The organism is [Mycoplasma] gypis (genome assembly GCF_016924775.1).
Classification (GTDB): domain Bacteria; phylum Bacillota_I; class Bacilli_A; order Mycoplasmatales; family Metamycoplasmataceae; genus Metamycoplasma; species Metamycoplasma gypis.
Window position 1 is genome coordinate 22,558 of record NZ_JAFFTD010000004.1, and the last position, 26,144, is coordinate 48,701.

Below are 26,144 nucleotides of genomic sequence, written 5' to 3' on the forward strand. Positions count from 1 at the left end.
GAGATTTATGAAAAAGATTCAATTTAAAGAAAAAATGCAAAATTGAAAAATTAAATCACTATTTAAACACAACACTCAAAAATCTTTTGATTGAGATGAATTTTTCAAGAATACAGAATATATTGAATTAAAAGATGGTGAAAAATTAAAAGTTGCTGCTGAAATTAAGGATATAAATCTTTCATTTACAAACCCAGCGGTACCAGGACAAAAAAATAAAGTTCTACGGAACCCAAGTTTAAAAATTTATGAAGGAAAAGTTCACGCTATTATTGGTGAATCAGGATCTGGTAAAAGTGTTATCACATCACTTTTATATGGTTTAACTGGAGATAACGCCGTTATTGATAGCGGTGAAGTAAAGCTTTACAATAATAATGTTGAACATTTTAGCTTTAGAGATTGAGAAAGAAGTCACTACCGTGGTAGAGTTGTTTCAGCTGTTTTCCAAAACCCAATGTCAACACTAAATCCGACAATGAAAGTTGGAAAACAAATTATGGAAGGAATGCTCCTAAACAAGATCGTTAAAAATCGTAAAGAAGCTTGAGACAGAGCAATAGAATTCCTAAAATTAACAAAAATTAATGATCCAGAAGCAGTTATGAATCTATATCCACATGAAATGAGTGGGGGGATGATTCAAAGGGTTGTTATTGCTGCGATTGTTGCTTTAGAACCTAAAATTTTAGTCATGGATGAACCAACTACTGCCCTAGACCCAACTGTTCAAGCCTTAGTTTTAGATGTTATTAAAGAACTACAACAAAAACTAAAATTATCAATTGTTTTCATCACACACGACATTGGTGTTGTTGCTTTTTCGATTGCGGATTACATTTCAATTATGTATGCAGGACAAATCATTGAAGAAGGAAAAACAAGAGAAATTCTTAAAAATCCACAACACCCATATACATGAGGATTAATCATGAGTATGCCCGATGTTAATAAAGGTTCAAGATTATCAACAATTCGTGGTTCAGTACCTTCGAACTTAAACAAAATTGTTGGAGATGCATTTGCAATCCGTAATGATTATGCTTTGGATATTGATTTTGTTGAAGAACCTAATTTCTACTGAGTAAGTGAAACACATCGTGTTAAATCAGCGCTTTTAGATGAAAGAGCACCCGAATATCAACCACCTGCATTAATTCAAAAACTATGAAAGGAATTCAAAGAAAATTAATTTATGAAGAAGTTTTATACAGAAACACACCGTAAATGACTTTTTAAAAAAGAAGACCACATAAGATTTGATGTTGATGGTTTGGATGCAATGCTTGAAAACAATGAAAACAAAGAACTTTTAGCAACATTAAGACATGTTGATATTACTTATGGTTCAGGTTCAAAAGCATTTAAAGCAGTTAAAGATTTAAATTTAAACATTTATAAAGGTGAAGTTTTAGGACTAGTTGGTGAGTCTGGTTCTGGAAAAAGTACAATTGGTAAAGCTGTTGTAGGACTGATTCCACACAGCTTTGGTGAAATTAAATTATTAGATAAAACACTACCTAAAAAAATGACTAGGGGTTTTAAAGTTGGAAAAGCTTTAAAAGAATATAAAGAAATTGAAAAATTCATGGTTAACAAAGTTCAAATGATTTTTCAAGATCCAGCTAACTCGCTTAACCCACACGTAAACGTTGAAGAAGTTGTTTCAGAAGGTTTAAATAATACGAAAAATTCAAAAATTATTTATCAAAACGCAGTTGATTCAGAAACTCTTGCAGTAGTATTTGAAAAAATAAATAATACTAAAAAATATGATAAGGAATTACTAGCAAAATTAAATAAAGACATTAAATTACCGCCAGAAGAAGCGTTTCAAATTCTTTATGAAGATTTTGCTAAACAATTACTAGCAGATAATGAACAAGAAGCCTTAGAAGCTTTAAAAACACGAAAAAATGAAAGATTAGAAGCTGATAAAAAGACTGAAAAAGAAGCTAAGAAAATTCTTGTTAAAGAAATTTTAAAAAGTGTTGGATTAGATGAATCTGTCCTACGCCGTTATCCACTTGAATTTTCTGGTGGACAACAACAACGGATTGGTATTTCTCGTTCAGTAGTTTTACGTCCAACACTATTGGTTGCTGATGAACCTATTTCAGCATTAGACGTTTCTATTCAAGCTCAAGTTGTTAATATTTTTAACGACTTAAAAGAAAAATATGACTTAACAATTTTATTTATCGCCCATGACTTGCGGATGGTTGAATATATTTCAGACCGTATCGTTGTTATGAATAAAGGTGTTTTATTAGAAATTGGTAAGACTGAAGAAATTATGAATAATTCAAAACACCCTTATACTAGATCATTATTAGAAGCTGTGCCTTCTATTGATTCAAAACAAGGAAGTTTGATAGGTTATGTATATGATTCCAATATGCATGATTATTCAGAAACAAATCAACCAGAATGAATCAAGGTAAATGATAACCATTTTGTTCTGGCGACAAAAGAAGAATTTCAGAGATGAAATAAAGGAGAAAAATAATGAAAAAATTTTTATTAGGACTTTCAGTATTAAGTACAACTGTTGCTACTGTTCCCTTTATAGCAGCAGCTTGTGACAACGATAATAAAGAAGCAAAAAAAGATTTAGATGTGTTTTCTGATTCATTTAACGCATCAGCAACAGTTAATTCAAAAAATACTGCTGAAGAATATTTAGAATCAATTAACGAAGAAAGTGATTTTGGACTTCCTGAAAGTAAAGATAATATTGAATTTACACTTCTAAGCATAGAAAAACACCCAGAAAGTAATTCAGCTATAATTCACTACAAACTTTCAATTAGACTAGATAACAAAAAAGTTGTTGAAAAAGAATATTCAAAAACTATTAAAGGATTTAAAAAAGGTTATTGAAACGTATTGCAATTAACAAACCCAGAAATGATTGTAAAATATATGGGTTCAAGAGGATGATGACCAATTTTCAAAGACGCTGACAATAACAATATTTATGTTAAAGCTACTGTAAAAAAAGAAAATATTGTAGAAAATGTTTTACAATTAAAAGAAAATGCTTTAGCAGAAAATCAAGTTTTAGCAAATCCAGACACACCTTTAAACGAAGATGGAACAGTAAATAATCAATTAAAATATCAAGTAAAAGGTGATTTATTAGTTGTAAGTTATAAAGTTGTTGAAAATAATCAAGCAATTGATAAAGTATTCACAACAGAAGTTGAAGTGCCAGGCTTATACCAATCAATTGTTTCTAATTATTCATTAAGATCAAGTGTTTATGCAAAATCAATATTAGACACCGATGATAGCTTTTTATCAGCAAGATTTCATCCAAGAAGAGATTCAACAAGATTAGCAGCAAAATTTGTTGAACCAAGACAAGAACTTATCTTAACATCGGAACAACAAACAATGTTATATAAATTTAGAGCATTAAAAGAAGAAGCAATCAAAAAACTATATTCTCCTGATACACAACCAATACCAGGTGAAGGTAGAAAACGTATTCGTGCTTCATTATTGAGCGGAAGTATGACACAATGAATTTTTGCTTCAAGATTAATGGCAACATTAGATTACTTTACATATAATGGTATCTTAACTCAAGAATCATACGACTGATTATACTCATTTAATGATTCTGAAAACACTTTAACAGGTGTTCCTTCTAAAAAACCAGCTTCTTTTGAAAGATCATTTGAAGCCGTTAAAGCAATTACAAACGCAAATGCTTAAAAGTGTTATAATTAAAAAGCCTTAAAAGTTAAAGAAAACGGGCGACCACCAAGGTGGTTGCTCTTTTTACATAAATAAGGAGTAATATGGACTTAGTAACCAAAATCAAAGAAAACTTTTCAACAGAAATTTCAAAAATATACTGAGAAAAAAATGAAGATGGTAAATTTTTAAAAATTGAATTGAAAAGCCACGATTTCGAATTCATCACAGAGATAAGCCAAAAAATTAACACAATTGTGGATTTATATGATGAAGGTGAGTTTTGTTTAGATATTTATTCAAGTGGGATTGATTTAAATCTTACAAAAGCTGATTTAAGTGAATATATTGAACAAAAAATTGCCTTGAAATTATCAAAACCATATAAAGATGAATATGAAATTGTTATTAAATTATTGGAAATAAAAGAAAACGGACTTTTTGGAATTAAAAACAATAAAGGGAGAATGCAAAAAATATTGGTTCTCGACACAGATATTTTAGAAATTCAAAAAGTTATCGATATTAAAAAATAGGAGAACTCATGTCAAATAATTTTTATTCAAAACTATCTGACTTATCAAATTTAAAAGGTATCTCATCGGAAGATATTAAAGAAATGATTAAAGATTCAATCATTAAAATTTTTCAAAAGAATTTTGATGAAGATGCTGAAGAAAATTTAGAATTCATTTTTAATGAAGACAATAATGAATTCAGATTAATTAACCATGCAAAATTTAATGAAGATGCTGAAGAAAATTTAGAATTCATTTTTAATGAAGACAATAATGAATTCAGATTAATTAACCATGCAAAATTAGTTATCGAAGATCCGCTACCTAAAAAACAAGGTGAAGAAGATAATTACGAAGCAAGTATTGAAATTCCACTTTCTGAAGCTAGAGAAATAAATCCTGATGCAGAAATTGATGATATTGTAAGTCAAGAAGTTGATTTTGAAAGATTTTCAGGAAAAACATACACACAAATGCGTTCACTTTTCTTGCAAAATATTCGTGAATACGAAAAAAGAAAAGTCTTTTCAAAATATTCTGAAATGTTGGGAGCAATTGTTAAAGCTAAACTTGAAGTAAAAACCCCAAGAGCTTATTTATTTGTTTTAGAAGATGGCGCAGAAGCTTATATGCCAAAAAATGCAGCTAATTTAAGAAATATTCCAACAGGAACAATTTTAGATGTTGTTATTAGCGAAGTTAAAGAAGAATCTAAAGGAGCACAAGTTATTGTTTCAAGCTCTGAAAAAATTCTTTTAGAAAAAGCTTTACGTGATGAAATTCCTGAATTAGAACAAGGATTAATCGAAATTGTTGATATTGCTCGTCAATATGGAACAAGAGTAAAAATTTCAGTAAAAACATCTGATGAATATGTTGACACAATTGATCCAGTAGGAACAATGATTGGTCAAGATGGTTTAAGAATTCAAAAAATTGAAGCCAAATTAAAAGGTGAAAAAATTGAAGTTCTTGCTTGAAATCCAGATATTAAAAAATACATTATGAACGCTTTAACACCTGCAAGAGTTATTGATGTAATTGAAAAATATACAGAAAATGAAAATTCAAAATCATTCGATGTTATTGTTCCAGATCGTCAACACACATTAGCAATTGGTAAAAAAGGTATTAATGTTGTTTTAGCAGTTGAATTAACAAACGCAAAAATCAATGTCTTATCACAAACAGAAGCAATGGAAAAAGGTATTGAACTGAAATGAGAAGGTAATATTACTAAAGAAGAAATTCAAAAATTGGATGAAGGACAAAAATTACGTAAAAGTCCAAAAGCAAAATTACCTAAAAAACCATCAAAGAAAATTGAAGACATCAATATTGATGGAATCTTGGCTTCAGAAATTGCTGAATTTCAGTCAGAAATGAATAATTTTGACACAGAAGCTTTTGAAAAAGGATTTTTTGAAATGTCAAATGAACCACTATTTAGTGATGAAGATTTCAAAAAATATGTTGACGAAGTTGAAAATGCTGATGATGCAAAATTAGCTGAAGTTGAAACTCAAAAAGACGAAGATCCATACTCAAGAATTAAAAAAGAGGATTACGAAAAAATCACTCAAACCAAAATGAAAGATTTCAAAGCAGATAAGGATCTTGTTGGCGATTTAGATGACATCGAATGAGATGATTCTGATTGAGAATAAACTGTGAAAAAAGATAATATTTTAAGAAAAAATTTTATTGATGGAAAAATTTATTCAGCCAATAAGATGATTCGATTTGCTAGATTAAAAAATGGGATGATTGTTTTTGATCCCTTACAAAACCAGGGTGGCAGAGGAGCTTATTGTTTAGATAGCGAAGAACACATTGAAAAATGTTTTCAAAAAAAACTACTTAGTCGAGCGTTCAAAACAAATGTTAATCAAGAAATACACAATAAATTAGAAAAAGAGGTGCTAGAATGGCTAAAAAACAGAAAAGAAAATCAAATTTAGAAGACATCAAAACACATTTAGAAAATTCTGAAACTAAATTAGAAGATGGAATTTTCCGTTTTACAGGACCTATGTCTGTTGCGGACTTTGCACAAGCAATTAAAGTAAAACCAAATGATATTATTATTGGTTTCTTTAAAAAAGGAATTGCAAAAACATTAAATACAGCATTAACAGAAGAAGAAATAGCAGAACTATGTTTAGAATACAATTATGACTTTGTTAAAAGTGAAAATATCAATGCTCAAAATGTTGTAGATTCTTTAAAAATAAATGTTGATGAAAAATATTTATCAAAAAGACCACCTGTTGTTACTGTTATGGGACATGTTGACCATGGTAAAACAACACTTATTGATAGAATTAGAAAATCAAATGTTATTGATACAGAATTTGGGGGTATAACTCAACATACCGGAGCTTATCAAGTTGAGTATAATAAAGAATTAATTACTTTCTTGGATACACCAGGCCACGAAGCATTTACTGAAATGCGTTCACGTGGTGCAAAAGTAACTGATATTGTTGTTCTTGTTGTAGCTGCCGATGATGGTGTAAAACCTCAAACAAAAGAAGCAATTGCTCACTCAAAAGCCGCAAATGTTCCAATTATTGTTTTTGTTAATAAAATGGATAAACCACATGCTGATGTTGAAAAAGTTAAATCACAACTTTCTGAAAATGACATTATTTGTGAAGAATGAGGTGGAGATGTTCAATTTGTTTATGGTTCAGCTTTAAAAGACCAAGGAATTGATAAATTATTTGAAGCAATCTTTTTACAAGCGGAATTACTTGATTTAAAAGCTGACTTCAACCGTGAAGCAATTGGAACAATCGTTGAATCTCGTCTTGACAAAGGTAAAGGAGTTGTTGCGACTCTAATTATTGAAAATGGTACCTTATTAACTCGTGACTTTATTGTTGCTGGTTCTCAATATGGGAAAATTCGTTCATTAACTGATACAGAAGGAAACCCAATTGAAAAAGCAACACCAGGAAGCCCTTGCGTAATTACTGGGCTAAATAAAAACCCACAATCTGGAGATAAATTTGTGGGAATTAGTGATGAAAAATACGCTAAAAAATTAGCTGAAGAAAAGAAATTCTTAGATAAACAAAAAGAATTAAATGAAAAAAATATTTTAATTAATAATGAAGGTGATTTAAAAGTTATTAATTTAATCATCAAAACAGATGTTCAAGGAACTGCTGAAGCGGTTAAAAATACTGTTGCAAAATTAGCAAATGACGAAGCTATTGTTAATGTTATTCAAGCATCAACTGGTGATATTTCTAAAGCCGATGTTTCGCTTGCTTCAACATGCGACGCAGTTATTTATGGTTTCAATGTAAAAATTGATGAATCAGTTAAATCATTTGCAGAGCAAAAAAATGTTTCTTTCAAACAACATAATGTTATTTACAAAATTGTTGATGAACTAAACGCTCGTCTAAAAGGTCTAAAAGAACCGGTCTATGAAGAAGTATTTTTAGGTGAAGCACAAGTGCTACAAATCTTTTACTATTCAAAGGTTGGAAACATTGCTGGATCTAAAGTAATGAGTGGAAAAGTTAAAGCAAATGCTAAAGTAGAAGTTATTAGAAAAGGTAAAGTAATTTACAAAGGTGTAATAGATTCTTTAAAAAGAGAAAAAAATGACGTCAAAATCGTCGAAAATGGCTTTGATTTTGGAACACATATCAAAGACTTTGATAATATTATAGTAGATGATACATTAAAATTTTATGAGGATGTTTTAGTAGAAGATGAATAATATTAACCACGAAAGAAAAGCATCTTTACTATATCAATTAGTAAGTAGTGCTTTATATGAATTAAAAGACTTCGATGTAACCAATGTTGCAGTTAATGAAGTGGTATTATCAAACGATGACCAACACGCAAAAGTGTTTGTAACAATTTTTAAGGATCGTGAAAGATACTTTGAAAAATTGAAAGCAATGACACCATTTATTCGTAGTGTTGTAGCAAAAAGCTGAAAATATTACAAAGTTCCAGAATTAGTGTTTTCAATTGATACTGTAGAACCAAAAGCGCAAAGAATCGAAAAAATTCTTTCAGAAATCAAAAAAGAAAATGAATAAAACTTTTGATGCCATCGTAATTGGTGGGGGTCATGCAGGAATTGAAGCAACTTATGCTCTTGCAAAAAGAAATCTAAATGTAGCCTTAATTACCTTAGATAAAACTAAATTAGCTATGATGCCATGCAACCCATCAATTGGTGGATCAGCAAAAGGTATTATTACCCGAGAAATCGATGCCCTTGGAGGAATGCAAGGGTATTTTGCTGATTTGGCCATGATTCAAATTAAATTACTAAATACTTCAAAAGGACCTGCTGTTTGAAGTTTGAGAGCACAAATTGATAAAGATAAATACTGTCAAATTATTTTAGAGGATATTTTAAAACAACCCAACATTACGTTAATCGAGGATGTTGTTACTGATTTAATCGTTGACAAAAATAATATATTAAAAGGGGTTGTAACTCAAGATAATGGAAACATCAGTGCAAATGCTGCTGTTATGACTACTGGTGTATATATGAACAGTCGTATTTTGCAAGGTTCAGATGTTAAACAATCAGGACCTGACGGGCAAAAGACAGATGTTAATTTGAGTAAAAATCTTGCTAAGTACGGTTTTAATTTACAACGTTTAAAAACCGGAACACCCTGTCGTATCTACACAGACTCAATTGACTTTAGTCAAGTTGAAGAAGAACAACTAGAAGAAAATGAACTTTCATTTTCAAGCTGAAGTGGCAAAAAACTAGATAAACAAACATCTTGTTGATTAACTCACACAACTGCTGAGACAAAGAAAATTGTTGAAGAAAATCTTGATAAATCAAGTATGTATTCAGGTTTAATTGAAGGTCGTGGCCCACGTTATTGTCCTTCTTTTGAAGATAAAATCGTACGTTTCCCTGATAAAATAGGACACCACATTTTCTTTGAACCTGAAACAAGTCGTGGGGATATTATGTATATCAATGGCCTTTCTACTTCAATGCCAGTTGATGTACAAGATCGTATGATTAGAACAATTCCTGGGTTACAGAATTCACGTGTGCAAAAGTATGGTTATGCAATTGAATATGATGCAATTAATCCACTTAATTTAAAACGCAATCTTGAAACTAAATTAATTTCAGGTTTTTTCAGTGCTGGACAACCTAATGGAACCAGTGGTTATGAAGAAGCAGCTGCACAAGGTTTAATTGCTGGAATTAATGCTGCAAACTACTTACAAAACACTGAACCTCTTTACTTGGATCGAAGCGATTCATATATTGGCGTTTTAGTGGATGACTTAGTTACTAAAGGTACAGCTGAGCCTTATAGAATGCTAACCTCACGTGCTGAGTATCGTTTACTATTGCGTAATGACAATGTGGACAAACGTTTAGGTACTTATGCTTATAAAAATAAAATGATAAGTGAACAAAGATATCAAGAAATCTGTGCTAAATATCAAAAAATTGAAGATAAAATTGAAGAATTAAGAAATACATTCGTAAGTTCGATATCAGAATTAGGTAAAAAATATAATGTGGAAAATGGAATAAGTTTCTTAAAACTTATTGCTCGTCCTGAAGTAAATCCACAAGATGTTGTTGGTGATTTTGAGTATTCAAATGAATTAGCAATAAACGTTAGACTGCATGGGTATATTGAAAAACAACAAACTCAAGCAAATAAAATGAAACGTTTAGAAGAATTAAAAATTCCTGAAGATATTGATTATTTTAAAGTGGATAATCTAGCTTATGAAGCTAAAGAAAAACTTTCAAAAATTCGTCCAACAACAATTGGACAAGCTTCAAGAATTAGTGGAATTAATCCAGCCGATATTCAAATGCTAATGTTTCACATGAATCAAAAATACAAATAAAATGAAACTAAACTTAATTTGTGTTGGTTCATTAACAGCTAATTATCAAAAACTTTATGATGAATATGTAAAAAAGTTGAAATTTTTTGTTGATGTTAATTTAATTGAAGTTAAAGAACAAAAAGAATCTAATATCGATATAAAAATAAAAAAAGAAACAAAGCTTATTTTAGAAAAGATTCCCAAAAACTCGAAAGTTATTTATTTTAGTTTACAAGGTAAACAATTTAGCTCAGAAGAATTTTCAAAAATTGTTTCACAAACTGATAATATAACATTTATCATTGGCGGCTCTAATGGAGTTATAGAAGAAGAATTTGATAATAAAATTTGTTTTTCTAAAATGACATTTCCGCACCAATTATTTAGAGTAATGGCAATTGAACAAATCTACCGAGGTTTTGCGATTGCTAACAATATAAAATATCATAAATAGTCAAAAAAACAAAAATAATATAAAAACCAGAAAGTTTAAACTTTTCTGGTTTTTTGAATTGCTTTTTAAATTAATTATTTTTTGACTTAATTAATAAACTTTTTCCTGTCATTTCTTTAGGTTGATCAATATTTAAATATTCTAAAATAGTTGGTGCAACATCGCAAAGCGAACCATTTCCAAGTTTAATATTTTTATCAGTTGATATTAACATAACTGGTGAAGTTGTGTGTTTTGTTGCAGGTTTATTGTCACTATCTTCAGTCAATTCAGCATTTCCGTGATCTGCGGTAATAAATCATGTCACATTTGTATTATTCTCAACATATTCTAAAATTCTTTTAAATTGTGAATCTAAAATTTCAACAGCTTTAATTGTTGCCTGTAAATTTCCTGTGTGTCCCACCATATCAGGGTTTGCGTAGTTCATAATTACTACATCATTTTTTTCAATGTTTAAAAGTAACTGATCAGTAATTTCTTTAGCTGACATTTGCGGGGCATCAGCATAAGATTCAACTTTAAGTGAATCAACAAGAATACGTTGTTCATTTTTGTATTCTTTATCCACTCCACCATCAAAGAAGAAAGTAACGTGTGCATATTTTTGTGTTTCAGCAAGTCTTAGTTGGTGTAAATTATTTGCTTCAAACACCTCACCTAAAGGATTATTAACTTTCATTTCTTCAAAAGCCACATTTGTTTTCAATCCTTCATATTTCATCATTGATACAAATTTATCAATGTGAACAGATTTTGAAGGTTTTTGTGTGTATAAGTCACTTCCTATGAAGAAGTGTGTTAATTGTCTTGCTCTATCTGGTCTAAAATTGAAAAAAATAATTGAGTCATTATCTTTGATGAATGTTCCATTTTCATTAATAGCGGGAACAAAAAATTCATCATAAATATTTTGTTCGTATTGTGATTGTATGTATTGATTAACATCAGTGTACTTATTTTCTGAATTTCCCAAAAGGGCTTCATAAGCTAGCTCAACCCTATCAAACATTTTATCTCTATCCATTGCATAAAAACGTCCTGAAACACTCGAAATTGGATATTGAAAATCTTTTGATATTTTTTCTAAAGTTTTTAAAGAATTGGAAATAGACTGAGGTTTTGTGTCTCTTCCATCTCCAAAAATATGTACTGACACATTTTTTAACTGATTTGCATGACACATTTTTAAAATTTCAAAAAGATGAGTATCTAGAGAGTGAACGCCTCCATCACTTAACATTCCCATAACATGAAGAGTTGTTTGTTTACTTTTTACATTATTAATTGCATCTAATAAAACTGCGTTATTCTTGAAATTATTATCTTCGATATCTTTATTAATTAATGAAAGTCCTGTATATACAATTCTACCTGCACCAATATTTAAGTGCCCTACTTCACTGTTTCCAATTTGCCCTTCAGGAAGACCTACAAATTTTCCTGAAGCTTGAATAATTGAATTTGGATATTCATTAAATAAACAATCAAATGTTGGATGTTTAGCAAGTGCAAAACCATTTCCTTGAGTTTCTTTTCTTAAACCTAAACCATCGATAATAGTTAGTATAATTTTTTGTTTTTTGTCCATGTTTTAATTATATTAAACACAAACAAAAGTTCAAAATATTTAAAAAATTAAAAATAAAAATGTACTCAAATGAGCACACGATTATTATTTAATTATTTTCAAATCTTGAATATAATCTAAATCTAAAAATTGAGCAGGTTTGAAAATAAACTTTTGAATTATTTCTTTTTGATAACTATTTAATGAAACGAAATTGTCAAAACTCATTGTGTACGAAAAAATATTATTAATTTCATTTATTAAATTAAGAATTTCAAAAGTATTATGAGAATTTGCAAAATTTTGAATTGACTTATTAAGAATGTTTTTAAAGATATTTTTATTAAAATTAAATTTATTAAAATATTGTTCGATGTTTTTTAAATCATTCTTTTTAATTTCATTTAAAACATTTTCTAAATTAATGTTCTGTGTATTGAAATCATTTTTTAAAAAATTAATAAATTTTTGAATTTCTAAAAAAGCATTAATTTTTGAGGCTGAATTTAAGATAAAAATACTTTCAAAATTATTAACTGTTAAAAATGTTTGTAAAAAATTAGTGGTATTTGGAAGCTGTAAATTGAAATTATTTTCTTTATAAATTGATTTATTATTTGAAATCCAAAAATTGTAATCAGAATTATTCTCAATAAAAATAAATTTGGGGTTTAGTCTTGTGTCAGCTTCCGAAAACACATTTTTAATTTTTTGACTAAGTAATTTTATAAGTTCTATATTTTTGTTATTACGTAAGTCTAACGGGATTGTTCACACAATATTATTCTTTTTATTCAACATATTTTCATCTAAGAAACGTGTTAAATGAGACTTGATGTTTTCAAAATCATAAGAATATAAAGATTTTTGAATGTTTATAATATTGTTTAAATTTTCAGTTTTTTCTTCATTGTTATAGCTGGTTGAATTATTAATTTTAAATCCGTGTTTGTCTAGAATAATTTGCTTATTAATTAACTGATAACCATCGTAAATACTTTTATAATTACTTGAATCTACATTGTTAGAATCTATTAAAGCATTAACTGGTATTTGTGAAAAATATAATTTTTGATTATTCAAATTAGAATAAACAGCTTGATTAACTAAATTATTTATGTAACTTCTAAAAATAAAAACTTTTTCATTTAAGATGTTGCTTATTTTCACATCTGATTGTTCATTATTTTTTAATCCAAAATTTAATCACATAAATTCATCGTTAAATTCTGTATTATTCGAATTAATTAAAAAGTTTTGAATGAAGGAACTTTGGTTTTTATACATTTTTAAATTTTTAAAATAACTTATTTTATATTTATCTCATTTGTTGAGAATTTCTTGTTTTTGCAAGGCATTAAGATTTTCAAAAACAAGTAAAGAATTTGTATTTTGTTTAAATGCATTATAGTCTTGAATTTGGAAAGTATCTGATTGTAATGGCAATAATTTAAATTTAAAAATTACTGTTTTAAAAACATCATCTTTATTTGTGTAAAGATTATTTTCTTTCATTTCTAACTCATCAATATTGTTTTTGGTGATTATGTAGTAAGAAGAAAATAACATATTTTGAGTTTGTTTGTAGTAATCAAAAAAGTTTTGTTCTAAAGAATTACTATTAAAAAGAAAACTAGGAATAGCATCAGAATATTCACCAATAATAAAGAAATTAACAAATCAGTTTTGAAGATTTTGTGAAGAATTTGTGATATCAAATTCTAAATAATCCTGATTAATAAATTCTAAGTTGTCAAAAGAAGCTGTTGAAATATTGTTTGAACTTAATAAAGTAAAAACATTATTGTTATTAAAATTTGCATTTATATTTTTTTTAATTCCCAATGCGTTTTTGTGCTTTTCAAAAAATTCTTTATCTTTAAGTAAGTTTTTTAGTATTCCAAATTTAAAATCTTTTAAAGAAACAGCAAAACCAGTATTTTTTTGCTTAAAATCTACCCACTGTGATTTATTTTCGTTGACATTAATTTTTATTTTTTTTGCATTTTTTAGTGCAATTTTAAAATTATCACTATTTATTGAATGATTGTCACTTGATGTAACAAATTGAGTTAATTCATTTTTTGAGAAGCTTTGATTATTATCTCAATTATCATTATCAAAAATGTCAGTCTGATATTTTGTGCCATTTAGTCATGTTATTTCAACACTTTTTACATATTCTAATTTAAATCTAACCAAACCAGGAGTTTGAACCTCATTATTTATAAAGTCAATTTTAGCTTCGCTTAAAGACTCTACTCTGAATAATTTAGAAGCGGTTGCTAAACGAACTTGTTTATTGACTGAATCAGATTTTAGATACGAAAAATCTTCTAAAGAATTTGCATAATTAAAATTACGGACAAAAGTGTCGTGTGCCGGTAAAAAATCATTTTTGTTGCAGCTTGCTGCTATACAAGGAAGTGAAAACATTGTTACCAATGGAGCACTTAAAAATATCATTTTTTTTAAATTCATCTTTATAATTATACTTTAGTTAAAAAGGAGTAAACATGCAAAAAACAATATCATTATTAAATGAAGAAATAAATTATTTTATTGAAAATGAAAATGACACAACAAAACCATTTGTTTTATTCATTCATGGATTTGGCGATTCTTTAAATATTATGCGCCCAATAGAACGACAAGAAAATCGTAATTTCAATATAGTATCTCTTGATATGCCTGGTTGCGGTCGTTCAACTTGAAACCAACAAATTACACTAGAACATTATCAAGAAATTGCTTTAGAGTTTGTAAATAAGGTTTTAAAAGATAAAACATTTTATGTTGTTGGACATTCGTTAGGTGCAATAAGCACACTATATGTTTTAAAAAATACACATGCTAAAAAAGGTCTTCTTGTTGCTCCAGCCCACTATGTATCAACAATGCCAAAATTTATTTTTGGAAAAAAATATTTAATTCCCGAAAATGAACAAAACGCCTTAGAATCATATATGCTTCTTAGTTATAAAAACATTGAAACCATGAAAAGAAGTGCGTCAACATATGCAAAACTAGTCTTAGACCCAAATACTAAGCGAAAAGAAAAATTTGGATTCATGGTCAATGAACAAATGCTTAATCCTAATTACATCATTCCTAAATATTGAGATTTATATAGTTCAGTAAATAATTACGAAATTGCTAGTGGTGATCAAGATCATTACACAAATATTCACGAAGTTTTACTTGTTGGATATCAAAACAACAAAAAGGTGCATGTTTTAAAAGATACAGGTCATTCAGCTTTCTTTGATTCAGGTGATGAAATCAACGAAATAATTATTAATATGATTAAAAATAATTAATTCCTTGCCTTGCAAGGTTTTTATTTTTATAAACTTTGTGTGTTTTTGATAATTTAGCGAGCAAGTTTTTATGAAAAAAGCAAAGAGTTTTTGTATATAATTTATATAAATAAAACAGGGGTGCCGAAAGGCTGAGAATATACCTAAGCTGATCATGGTAATTCATGCGTAGCGTTGTTAAATATATATTCTTATCTCTACTGTTAACAAAAAACAAGGAGATTTTTTAATATGAAAATTAATAAAAAAACACTAAAAACATTTTTATTCTCTTCAGTATCATTGCTGGCTTTACCATTTGTTGCTGCTCAATGTGATGTTGAGCAAGAACACTCAGACACTAAATCACAAAGTCCTAGTGCAGATGAAATTAGAAAAAATTGAGATACAAATATAAATATTCGTTATTCATGAGCGAATGATGGTTGAAAAGATAAAGAACCTGAATTTTTAGATTTACTAAAAAGTCGTTTCAAAGAGTTAAAGGATCAAAATGAGTTAACTAAAGATTTGCCTGATGTTAATTTTAGCCTTAACTCACTTGGAGACAGCGATGCAGTTGTTGATATTTTAAAATCAAATAATACTGATTACGATGTCGTATTTACAAACTTTTTAAATATTTCAGAAGAAATTAAAAATCAATCTGATTTTAGCAATTTTAAATTACCTTTTATAGTTTCTACTCAAACTTTAAAATTTAATTGAACTGGTGAAAAAAATAATGAAGTTTATACAAATGGTCTTGAAAATGATCCATTACGTCAAATAGCAAATCGAGAAAATGAAAAACAACTTGCAACTGAACAATTTGGAGAGTACCCAACTTGAAATTCTAAGGATCCAAAATATAAATGAGATGGTTCCAAATATGAAGCATTTTATAAAGAACCGCAAGACGTTACTTTATTTTATCGTGGCGCAATTTTAATTTCAGGTACTGATGAAGAAAGAAATGAAATTATTAAAGCATGAGATTCGAAAGATTTTGATAAATTTATTTCTTTTGGACTTGCAATAGGTTCTACAACAAGTGGTGGAAAATATAAGTATCCAATTGGTCTTCTTTCGAAACATTTCAATAAACCTATTAATGAAATTAAAGAATTTTTCAGTGATAAAATAAAACAACAATCAATAAAAGTTATTCAAAAGGGAGCCAAAACCGCTTTAGGACACAATGGAATACATATTGCTTTTGATGATGAAGGTTCATTTAACTGAACAGAAAGAAAAAATGGTTTATTTTCACCAGACAATTTCCCAAATGAAAAAATAAGAGTATTGACTGTAACAAACCCAGCACCATATGATGTTGCTTTTGGTAGAATCGGCTTAAATGCAACTGAAGGTACACTTATTGCGCAAGCTCTTGCATCATTGTCGCTAACAGAAAATACATTTGGTATATATACAGGTTATAATAAATTTATTTCTGGTTCAAAAGAACTTTTAAAAGATATACTTGATGTACAACAATATACAGAAAATAATATTGGAGCCAAACCAAAATTATTAAATGATTAAGGCAAAATAATGAAATCTGTCGAATTTAAAAATGTTACTTTAAAATATCCAAAAACTGATCAAACAATTTTAGATAATATTTCTTTTGCAATTGAACCTGGTCAAATGATCGCAATTGTTGGGCCTTCTGGAATTGGTAAAAGTACATTATTTAAATCTATAGTAAAAAATATCATTCCGATTGAAGGACAAATTCTTTTAAATGAAAAAAGCATTAAAGAATTACCCGAAAAAGACTGAAGAAGACTTATCAATGAAATTGGTTTTTTATCGCAAAAACCTAATTTAATAATCACCGAAAGTGTTTATAAAAACATTACTCATTCAGTGAGTCAATATGAAAACAAATTTTATAAGTTGTTTTCATATTTAACTGTTCGACAACGTGAAGAAATTTTTAAGACTCTTGATGAATTAGATATTTTAGATAAAGCGTTTTTCCGAGTAAGTGATCTAAGTGGAGGTCAACAACAAAGAGTTGAAATTGCAAAGTTGTTAATTAAAAAATCACAAATAATTTTGGCTGATGAGCCAACTTCTAATTTGGATAATTCTACTTCAAAAGATGTTTTAGAATTACTGCAAAAAATCAAACAAAATCAACATAGTACAATTATTGTTAACATTCACGATTTAAGTTTAGTTCATAAATATTTTGATAAGGTTTTAGCTTTAAACAACAAACAAATTTTATTTTTTGAAAACACTAAAGATGTATCTCTAGACAAATTGCAAGAAGCGGTTAAAATTCATGAATAAAATTACAAATCTTTTTTATTATCAATATGAATCTTCAAAAAATAAAACAACTAAAAAAATCCGGCCTTTTTGAAAACATTTATTTTTAATTGCTTTAATTGCCTTAATAATATACATATTCACTTTGAACAATTATTCGTTAAATAGTGAGTATGGTTTTGATATATTCAAAACAAACATAAAGCGACTTTTCCAATTTTCCAATGTAAGTACTGAATCAGGACACGGAAACTTAATTCATAAAACATTATCGCTTTTATTTCAAACCCTTACATTCGCTTTAACAGGTTCTTTTTTAGGGTTTTTATTCGCAATTATTACTTCGTCGCTAACATGTAAAAACTATACTAATAAATTTTGATCTTTTATTAGTCGTAATTTAATTTTATTACTGAGAAGTGTTCCAGAATTAGTCTTTATCACAGTGTTTTCTACTGTGTTTTACTCAGGATTAGCTTTAATAATGATTTTCATGTGATTTTCATGATTATGGCTTCATAAATATTTTATTGAGTCAATTGATAATTTAGACACAAGACATTATTACATTTCTCTTAGCCAAGGTAATTCTAAATTTAAAGCATTTACAAAGGAAGTTTTACCTAGATTGCTTAATCGTTTTATTAGTTTATTCTTGTACTCTTTTGAGTCAAATATGCGTTGAGCTTCATTGCTAGCAACACTGGGCGCTCCAGGTATTGGTATTTTGATTAAATATGGTGGTAGCACAAGTCGTCATTTTTCAGAATTGGGTATTCCCCTAGCAGTACTTTTACTGGTTATAATCACTTTAGAACTTATTAATATTTTAATGAATAAATACGTTTTTGAGTTTAATTCTAAGACACTAAAAACATATGATTATAAAAAGCTCGCTAAGACAATTGACTGAAGATTTTGAATAAAAATTCTATTATTTATATTCGTTGTTATTGTTAGTTTTTATACAATTTTTACAACAACATTTAAAACTTTTCCATCAGAATATATTAATAGCTTTTTTAAAGAGATTTTTAACCCCAATTGAAAAGTTTTTGATTTAAATTCTTCATTGATTAGTAAAAACCCAATCTTAATGCTTATACAAGCTTTGTTTATGTCTGTGTTTATTCTCGTTTTAAGTTTTGGAATCGTATTATTAATAATTCCTTTTGCAAACAAAAAAACCAGTAATATTTTTGTAGTTTTTATTGTAAGAATTTTAAACTCAGTAATAAGATTGATACCAGTTATCGTATTATTTTATATTTTTAGTCCAGTATTTAATAGCTATGGATCACTAATTTTAATAATACTAGCAATTCATTCATCATCTTCAATTACTAAGCAATTATCAGAAATAATCGATTCGGTAGATGAAGAAGTGATAACTAATTTGAAAATGCAGGGTTGGAGTCGTTTTAGAATATATATTCGTTATATTTTACCAACAATAAAACTTGATTTAATTTCATATGCTGTGTTTTATTTTGAAATGGCTTTTAGAAATGTCATTACTTATAGTGCTGTTATTGGACAGGATTTTAATTTGGGTTATAACATGTATAACTTTTTACAGCCAAAATCAAATAACATTGGAAATGCCGCTGCTTATTTTTGGATAATTACACTAACAATTTTTTCAATCAATATTCTGAGTGAAAAAATTGTTGATAAATATGTAAAAAATAAAAAACCCAATTTTAAAACAATTATTTACACAAATCAATACTTTAAAGCTTTAATTACAAGAAAATAAAAATTCAAAAAACAAGACTAAGATATAAAAAGTTGACACTAAATCGTCAACTTTTTATATGGAGGAGAAATTATCATAAGAAACTTCAAAAAAATATTGAATTAAGAAAAGATATTTACCAATTTTTCGGTTCATCATGTAAATGACACAAATTTTATCTACATAAATAAAGAACAATGTGCACAAGTTATTATTATTTTTGTGGAAAAAATAATGTATCTAATAATTTAGAAGAAGCTTATAAAAATTTCTCTTCAAACCCAAGAATAGTTCCTAAACAAACAACAGTTACATTTTTTGGGATATTTGCGTTTTTTAAACTATTTTTTACAGCTAATAGCTTGCTCAATATTTCTTTTATAAACACATTTCTGCTTCTTTAATATTAAACATTATTGTAATTTTTATTTTATCTTTAACATCCTTATTAGGATTGTTGGATCTAAGACAAAAACATCTAATTAACATACAAAAATCCGGTTTATTGCCGGACTTTTTTTGTTGCTCAATTTTATTTCATTGGAACTGAAGGATTTCATTCATCCTTCATTAATTCAGTAAAATCACTCAAATCATCCATTTTAAAAACATTAAAACTAATTAAAGATTTTTTAAATCAGTCTATTCTTTTTAAACTTCGGATGGCTCTGTACATATTAGCTAAATTATTTAAACTTCTTGAGTAGTAAAAACTATTTGATAATCAGTGGAACCCATAACGACGCAGTATTGATCTTATTTCTTCATAACCATCGTGGTAGTTTTCACCATATTCTGCGATTAATGTTTTTTTATCCAAGTAAAAAACCATACCGTACATTATAACCTCCTTATCGCATGAAAAAAGCCCAAAGGGGCTGCCATTTTTCATAAATCTAACATTTATATTTTAAATCAAATTAGAATTTTTTTATGTATTTATGTCATGTTTTATTGTTTCAACGATTCATATATATAATCGAACGCATTAAAGGATCGATAATTAAACTTAAGAAAACAACTGAAAAACAAGCCATTGCACTTAAGGTTCCAGCTCCTTTTTTAAAACCTAAGTCAACAATCATGAATACAACTGATACTTGCACAGCAAGCATTGTAAAGATTGAAATGATGATTGGGACTCAAATATCATTTGCGCTTCACAAGGCTCTTAAAATTGTTAAATTCGCTGTATCTAGAACAATTTTTAAGGTTGTTAAGAAAACTATTAAGTAACCAATATTAACAATTGTTTTATTATCAATTTTAAAAAGCATTAGGAAGGGATGAGTCAGCGCTATTAAGATAATTCCCGATAATGAAGAAAAATAAATTCCTACCATAAATAATTGTCATCCGAGATTAAAGGCTCTTTCACGGTTATTTTTTCCAATTTCAACTCCAACTAAAACATTTGTCACGGCACCAATTGCAGTATTAAATGCTGAAGAAAATGAACTAAGAATTAAGATTGCACGATATAAACCAATATACTCATCACCCAGTCCTCCTCGACTAATAGCACTAGATATTAAGAATTGGGAAATAGTTCAAACTCCAAATTCTAGGGCAATCGGTGTACCTAGTGCAATTGTTTCAATCCCATATTTGAGTTTAAAACAATCTTTAAATTTGGTTGGATATTTTCTAAAAATATATTTTCAACAGAAAAACAAGTTAATAGTTAGTTGAATAATTGCTCCTAGAGTATAGTCAATTGCGGAAATCATCATTGTATCAGTATCTTTTTTAGCTCCAAAAAGAACAGAATATATAAAAACAACAGCAAAAACATTACCAAGGATAGCACCAATTACTGCAATATTGTTCTTTTTAATTGATTGTAAAGCGGATGCAAAAACTTGAGCTATAGAGTAAAAGAACAATCATGTCAGCATATATTGAAGATACTCAGTTGCAAATGAAAGTTCGCTTTCTTGTAGAATTACACCTCCGGGTCCGAAGATTTTTTTGCTTTCTACAGCACCCATTGCTTTAAGTAAAATCTTTGCTAAAAAGTACATTAAAAGAAAAAATATTGTTGAAATAATTAAGTTTACATAAACACCAGTTCAAATAACTTTGGGTAATTCCTTTTCTTTACCCTGCCCAATAATATTTGAACAAATTATGAGCACTCCCCCAGAAACAAGTGTAGGGATAAAAGCAATAAGGTTATAAACTAAAATGACTTTTGCAATCGCATAAAAATAAGCGCCGACTTCTTGTCCTGTTTCAGTGTGATAAATAATCTTATATCAATTAATACTCAATGAACCAACTAATGTTGCAATAACATTAATTAAAACTTGAATAAATATTGGGATAGTTAATTTCATGATCATTTTAAAATCTTTTGGTTTAAAAAATTCTGATCAAGAATCAATTTCCATTCTTCTTTTTAATTTTGCAAGCATAATAAAAATTTTAATATAAACAACAATATAAACAACAAAAATAAATCTATAAATAAATATTATTTATGTGTTATTTTGATAGAATTAAAAATATGAAAAGAAAATTAATTTTATTTGGTTCAACACTTCTTCCTGTTGCTTTAGCAACTTCATTGGTAGCTGGTGCTTGTGACCAACAAAAAACAGTAAATAACTCATTTTTAAAATCAGTTTTAGCAACAAAAGAAGGAGAAGTAAGTCCTTATAACAAAGCAACTAAAACACTAGATTTAAGTAACTCTAAAATTACTGAAATACCTGATAATGGTTTTTCATTTATAGCACTTTCAACTTATACTAATGCAGAACTATATGATCCTGTTACAAAAAAACTTGTTATTGATAATGTTATTCTAAGTAACAAAATCAAAAAAATTGGAAAAAACGCATTCTACAATTCAGGGATCAAAACAATTACAATTCCAAGTGATTCAGTATTGGAATCAATTGGTGATGGAGCGTTTACTTTAAACGATTTACACACAGTTGTTTTACCTAACTCTCTAAAAGTTATAGGGCAATATGCTTTTAGTCAAAACAAATTAGAAAGTGTTACAGTTGGTGAATCATTAAATGTTTTAGAAACTGGTGTTTTTTCAAATAATAATTTAGAATCTTTTGATTTTAAAAACATTAAAGTTGTTCATGATTATGCTTTAGGTGAATTTAAAGGAGCAAGCTTAACACTTCCTGGAACAGTTAGTGATTTTCAAATTAATACTTTTGATTATCCACAATCAAAAGGTAAATACACAAATAAAGTTCAATTAACTGTTGAAAATGCTGCCTTAAGACAAGCTTTAACACTTTCGCTTCAAGAAGCTCAAAATTCTAAACAAGAACATAACATTGAATTAGCATAATAATTTTTAAAACTGCTTCGGCAGTTTTTTGTATAATTTTTTACAAGTAGAAAGGACAACAATGTTTAAATTACAAAAAGGAGATGAAGTCAGAGTCATTGCTCCCGCAAAAAGTTTAAAATTTATTGGAGAGGTCAACACAAATATAGCAATCAAAGCGCTTGAAGATCTAGGATTAAAGGTAACTTTTGGTAAAAATGTGATGAATACCGAAAGAAGATTGTCAGCATCTATTAGTGATAGAGTTAGTGATATTCATGATGCTTATAAAGATAAAAATGTTAAGATGATTTTTACTGTTATTGGGGGATTTAATTCAAATCAATTACTTCCTTATTTAGACTGAGATTTAATTAAAAATAATCCCAAACCACTTTGCGGATATAGTGATATAACTTCACTCTTAATAGCCTTAAAGACAAAGACAAACAGCCTAAATTTTTATGGACCACATTTTAGTAGTTTTGCAATGATTCATAATTCTGCATTTATTAAAAATGAATTTAAAAAAATGGTTTTAAGCGATGAAGATGTTTTTGAAATGGGAATTAGCGAAAAATGAAGTGATGACACTTGATTCATTAATCAAGAAAAACGAGATTTTGTCAAAAATAGTGGTGGATGAATTATTAATGAGGGTCAAGGAACAGGAAAATTATTTGGTGGTAATCTTTCAACAATTATGTTAATTAAAGGGACAGAATACTGACCTCAAATAACAGAAGATACAATTTTATTTATTGAGTGTGTTTCGTTATTTGGGTATGATGAATTTGAAAGAAATCTTGTTTCATTAATTCAGAGTCCTTTCTTTAAATATGTTAAAGGTTTAATGATAGGGAGAACGCAAAAAGATTCAGAAATTTCTCAAGATGACATTTTTGAAATTATTCGTTCAAAGAAAGAATTGGAAAACATTCCTGTTGTTGCTAATTTAGACTTTGGACACACAATGCCCATAACAATTATTCCATACGGCAAAGAAGCAACAATTTCAGCACAAAATAATAATTTAAAAATAATAATTAAAAAATAATTAAAAACCGCAAACGCGGTTTTTTTTTATCTTCCTTTATAAAAAAAACAAACCTCTACTATGAGCTTTGTGTGGTTTGTGTTTCTTCTTTTTTAGATGTTTTGTTTTTATTATTAGAAGAATTTTTAGGTTTTGAATTTTTAGGCGCTGTTTTTCTTCTTTTTGGTTGTGTATTTGTATTAGTTTCTTTGTTTTCAACTTTATTTTTAGTTACAACATTTTCTTTTTTATCATTTATTTTTTTAACGTGTCTTTTTGTTTTTTTAGCCTTTTGTGTAGCAGCATCAACTTTGTCAGCTTTTTGCTCTTTTTTATTCATAATCTTTTTAGTGCTATCAACCATTAAAATTGTTGGTATTACAACGACATTACGACGTTTTTCTTTGTAGAAGAAAGGTTCTAAACGGTCTTTAATTAATTGTTTTAATTCTGGAACAGTTCATTCTTCTTTATTTCTTATTGTATAAAGAATAGCACTGTGAACCAATCTCTTAGTTTCTTCTAAAAGTTCAGTTGAATTTTTAACATAAAAAGCACCACGGCTAACGATTCTTGGTCTTCCTAAAATAATATTTTTTTCTTTGTTAATAGCAATAATAACATGAACGAAACCATTTGAAGCAAGCTCCATTCTTTCTTTTAAAATTGATGTATTAACTTTTGAAACAACTTCACCATCAATGAATACAGGGCCTGTATAAATTCTTTCATCAGATAGTCTTAATTCGTGATTAACAAGTTCAAAAACTTCTCCTAATTTAGCGATAACAACATTTTCTTGCGGTACGCCACATTCGGTAGCTGTATGCCCATGAACAACACTCATTCTGTATTCACCGTGATAAGGCATAAAATATTTTGGTTTAGTTATTTTGAAAATTGTTTTATGTTCATCTTTGTAAGCGTGTCCTGATGTATGTAAGTAACCGTCAGTACCATTTTCTTTGATAATTGCTCCTAATTTGTAAAGACGGTTAACTAAAAGTTCAATTCTTGATCTATTTCCGGGTATAGGTGATGAAGAAAAAATAATAACATCACCATGTTTAATGGTTACCTGTGGATGTTTTGAATAACTCATTTTAGCTAATCCAGCCATTTCTTCACCTTGAGAACCAGTTGTTAAAATTAGTAATTCATTTTCATCGTATTTAGAAATGTGTTTTTTATCAATGAAAATTTCGTCAGGTGCATCGATGTATCCAAGACGACGCCCGATTTGTATTCCTTGTACCATTGAACGCCCAAAGGCCACAACCTTTTTATTCATTTTTGCGCCTAATTCAATAATTGCTTTAATTCTTGTTAGATTTGAAGCAAAAGCAGTAATAATTATTTTTTTCTTGGCGTTTTTCATGTGGGTCTCAATATCTTTTAAAATATCTTTTTCGGAAGGTGAGTGATTTGGACGCATAGCGTTTGTTGAATCACTAAGAAGAATATCTAAACCTTCTTGACCAATCTTTTCTAATTTTGAAAAATCAGTTAAATTACCAATTGGTGTGTAATCAAACCGGAAATCGCCTGTACACATTATTGAACCGTTTGGGGTTGTTATTCTAATTCCAAAGGCATCAGGAATTGAGTGTTGAGCTGTTCAAACATCGACAACAACATCATCAAAAACGAAGCGTGAGTCTCTTTCTAATTCGATAAATTCAACGTTTACTTTTATTTTTAAATCTGTAAATTTTAATTTTAGATATTGAATAGCAATTCTTGGTGCAAAAATTCTTTTTACATCTACTTGTTGTACTAAATAAGGTACACCACCAATGTGGTCTTCGTGTCCATGGGTAATAAATAAACCTTGAACTTTTTCTTGGTTTTCGTTTAAGTATGTGTAATCTGGAATTGAACCCTTAATTCCAGTTGTGAATGAATCATGAAATTTGATTCCTGAATCCAAAATGAAAATTTTGTTATTGTGTTCGATCGCTAATGTGGACTTACCAATTTCCTGCATTCCACCTAGTCCTCATATTTTTGTGGGTGTCATAAAAACTCCTATATTTATTTAAATTATTAATTTGTCATGTAAGAAAAAATATTATTTTTATTATAACAAATTAAAGAATAAAAAAATATCTAAAAAACGATTTAATCTAGCTTTTTTGTAATTTAAACATTTTTAAAATTTTCTTTTTTAGAAATTATTTATTGTCTAGATTTTTATCTTGCAAAGACCTAAATACTCAGTTTTAACACATTAATATATAAAAAAATACATTATGTTAAAAACATTAAAAAATTACAACATGATTCAAAAAAATAAACATAAAATATTAAAAGTATCAATGCTTTTTCAAAAAACCAGTAAGAAAAATTTCAAATAAGAAAAAAAACACAGG

21 protein-coding genes are annotated in these 26,144 nt (G+C 28.1%); 16 read left to right on the plus strand and 5 right to left on the minus strand.

Going from position 1 to position 26,144, the window contains the following annotated elements:
• Positions 1 to 7 precede the first annotated feature (7 nt).
• The 10 genes from JV175_RS03045 (at position 8) to JV175_RS03090 (ending at position 10,545) form a co-directional block, all read left to right on the plus strand.
• On the plus strand, positions 8 to 1,192 hold the full coding sequence (locus JV175_RS03045) for an ABC transporter ATP-binding protein (protein ID WP_205499510.1): 1,185 nt from the start codon (positions 8 to 10) through the stop codon (positions 1,190 to 1,192).
• Positions 1,193 to 1,195: 3 nt separating this feature from the next.
• Positions 1,196 to 2,509 (plus strand): ABC transporter ATP-binding protein, encoded by a 1,314-nt coding sequence (locus tag JV175_RS03050; RefSeq protein WP_205499511.1) that lies wholly within the window; start codon positions 1,196 to 1,198, stop codon positions 2,507 to 2,509.
• Complete coding sequence (locus JV175_RS03055; protein ID WP_205499512.1) at positions 2,509 to 3,723, plus strand: variable surface lipoprotein; 1,215 nt, start codon at positions 2,509 to 2,511, stop codon at positions 3,721 to 3,723. Before JV175_RS03050 ends, JV175_RS03055 begins: the two co-directional genes overlap by 1 nt.
• An 86-nt stretch (positions 3,724 to 3,809) precedes the next feature.
• The gene (locus tag JV175_RS03060; RefSeq protein WP_205499513.1) at positions 3,810 to 4,241 is read left to right on the plus strand and encodes an LSm family protein; all 432 of its coding nucleotides are present in this window, start codon (positions 3,810 to 3,812) and stop codon (positions 4,239 to 4,241) included.
• Positions 4,242 to 4,249: 8 nt separating this feature from the next.
• Positions 4,250 to 5,890 carry a transcription termination factor NusA gene (gene nusA, locus JV175_RS03960; RefSeq protein WP_205499514.1) on the plus strand — a complete coding sequence of 547 codons (1,641 nt, stop codon included), beginning with the start codon at positions 4,250 to 4,252 and terminating at the stop codon, positions 5,888 to 5,890.
• Between the two features lie 3 nt (positions 5,891 to 5,893).
• Positions 5,894 to 6,184: a YlxR family protein gene (locus JV175_RS03070; RefSeq protein WP_205499515.1), complete on the plus strand. Its 291-nt coding sequence runs from the start codon at positions 5,894 to 5,896 to the stop codon at positions 6,182 to 6,184.
• The gene (gene infB, locus JV175_RS03075; RefSeq protein ID WP_205499516.1) at positions 6,151 to 7,962 is read left to right on the plus strand and encodes a translation initiation factor IF-2; all 1,812 of its coding nucleotides are present in this window, start codon (positions 6,151 to 6,153) and stop codon (positions 7,960 to 7,962) included. Before JV175_RS03070 ends, infB begins: the two co-directional genes overlap by 34 nt.
• Entirely contained in the window at positions 7,955 to 8,293 is a 339-nt protein-coding gene (gene rbfA, locus JV175_RS03080; protein ID WP_205499517.1) for a 30S ribosome-binding factor RbfA, read from the plus strand. Before infB ends, rbfA begins: the two co-directional genes overlap by 8 nt.
• Positions 8,286 to 10,109, plus strand: a complete 1,824-nt coding sequence (gene mnmG / locus JV175_RS03085) for a tRNA uridine-5-carboxymethylaminomethyl(34) synthesis enzyme MnmG (RefSeq protein WP_205499518.1) — start codon at positions 8,286 to 8,288, stop codon at positions 10,107 to 10,109. Before rbfA ends, mnmG begins: the two co-directional genes overlap by 8 nt.
• A gap of 1 nt (position 10,110) precedes the next feature.
• A complete protein-coding gene (locus tag JV175_RS03090) occupies positions 10,111 to 10,545 on the plus strand; it encodes a 23S rRNA (pseudouridine(1915)-N(3))-methyltransferase RlmH (RefSeq protein ID WP_205499519.1) in 435 nt (144 codons plus the stop codon).
• Positions 10,546 to 10,615: 70 nt separating this feature from the next.
• On the opposite strand, the gene gpmI is transcribed toward JV175_RS03090, so the two are convergent.
• Positions 10,616 to 12,136, minus strand: coding sequence for a 2,3-bisphosphoglycerate-independent phosphoglycerate mutase (gene gpmI, locus JV175_RS03095; protein ID WP_205499520.1), 1,521 nt, complete (start codon positions 12,134 to 12,136; stop codon positions 10,616 to 10,618).
• An 84-nt stretch (positions 12,137 to 12,220) separates the two neighbouring features.
• Positions 12,221 to 14,596 (minus strand): OppA family ABC transporter substrate-binding lipoprotein, encoded by a 2,376-nt coding sequence (locus tag JV175_RS03100; RefSeq protein WP_205499521.1) that lies wholly within the window; start codon positions 14,594 to 14,596, stop codon positions 12,221 to 12,223.
• A gap of 35 nt (positions 14,597 to 14,631) precedes the next feature.
• Between JV175_RS03100 and JV175_RS03105 the strand changes: the two genes are divergently transcribed.
• The 4 genes from JV175_RS03105 (at position 14,632) to JV175_RS04450 (ending at position 19,459) form a co-directional block, all read left to right on the plus strand.
• Entirely contained in the window at positions 14,632 to 15,435 is an 804-nt protein-coding gene (locus tag JV175_RS03105) for an alpha/beta fold hydrolase (protein WP_205499522.1), read from the plus strand.
• A 231-nt stretch (positions 15,436 to 15,666) separates the two neighbouring features.
• Positions 15,667 to 16,962 (plus strand): ABC transporter thiamine pyrophosphate-binding lipoprotein p37/Cypl, encoded by a 1,296-nt coding sequence (gene cypl, locus JV175_RS03110; protein ID WP_205499523.1) that lies wholly within the window; start codon positions 15,667 to 15,669, stop codon positions 16,960 to 16,962.
• Between the two features lie 9 nt (positions 16,963 to 16,971).
• Positions 16,972 to 17,721 (plus strand): phosphonate ABC transporter ATP-binding protein, encoded by a 750-nt coding sequence (locus JV175_RS03115; RefSeq protein WP_240337677.1) that lies wholly within the window; start codon positions 16,972 to 16,974, stop codon positions 17,719 to 17,721.
• A complete protein-coding gene (locus JV175_RS04450) occupies positions 17,714 to 19,459 on the plus strand; it encodes a PhnE/PtxC family ABC transporter permease (protein WP_205499524.1) in 1,746 nt (581 codons plus the stop codon). The genes JV175_RS03115 and JV175_RS04450 overlap by 8 nt, the downstream gene beginning before the upstream one ends.
• 511 nt (positions 19,460 to 19,970) lie before the next feature.
• On the opposite strand, the gene JV175_RS03125 is transcribed toward JV175_RS04450, so the two are convergent.
• A complete protein-coding gene (locus JV175_RS03125; RefSeq protein ID WP_205499525.1) occupies positions 19,971 to 20,279 on the minus strand; it encodes a virulence protein in 309 nt (102 codons plus the stop codon).
• 79 nt (positions 20,280 to 20,358) lie between these two features.
• Positions 20,359 to 21,855 (minus strand): MATE family efflux transporter, encoded by a 1,497-nt coding sequence (locus tag JV175_RS03130; RefSeq protein ID WP_205499526.1) that lies wholly within the window; start codon positions 21,853 to 21,855, stop codon positions 20,359 to 20,361.
• A gap of 92 nt (positions 21,856 to 21,947) precedes the next feature.
• Between JV175_RS03130 and JV175_RS03135 the strand changes: the two genes are divergently transcribed.
• A complete protein-coding gene (locus JV175_RS03135) occupies positions 21,948 to 22,757 on the plus strand; it encodes a leucine-rich repeat domain-containing protein (protein WP_205499527.1) in 810 nt (269 codons plus the stop codon).
• A 61-nt stretch (positions 22,758 to 22,818) separates the two neighbouring features.
• Positions 22,819 to 23,793 (plus strand): S66 family peptidase, encoded by a 975-nt coding sequence (locus JV175_RS03140; protein WP_205499528.1) that lies wholly within the window; start codon positions 22,819 to 22,821, stop codon positions 23,791 to 23,793.
• A gap of 58 nt (positions 23,794 to 23,851) precedes the next feature.
• On the opposite strand, the gene JV175_RS03145 is transcribed toward JV175_RS03140, so the two are convergent.
• Positions 23,852 to 25,792, minus strand: a complete 1,941-nt coding sequence (locus JV175_RS03145; RefSeq protein ID WP_205499529.1) for a ribonuclease J — start codon at positions 25,790 to 25,792, stop codon at positions 23,852 to 23,854.
• Between the last annotated feature and the right edge of the window lie 352 nt (positions 25,793 to 26,144).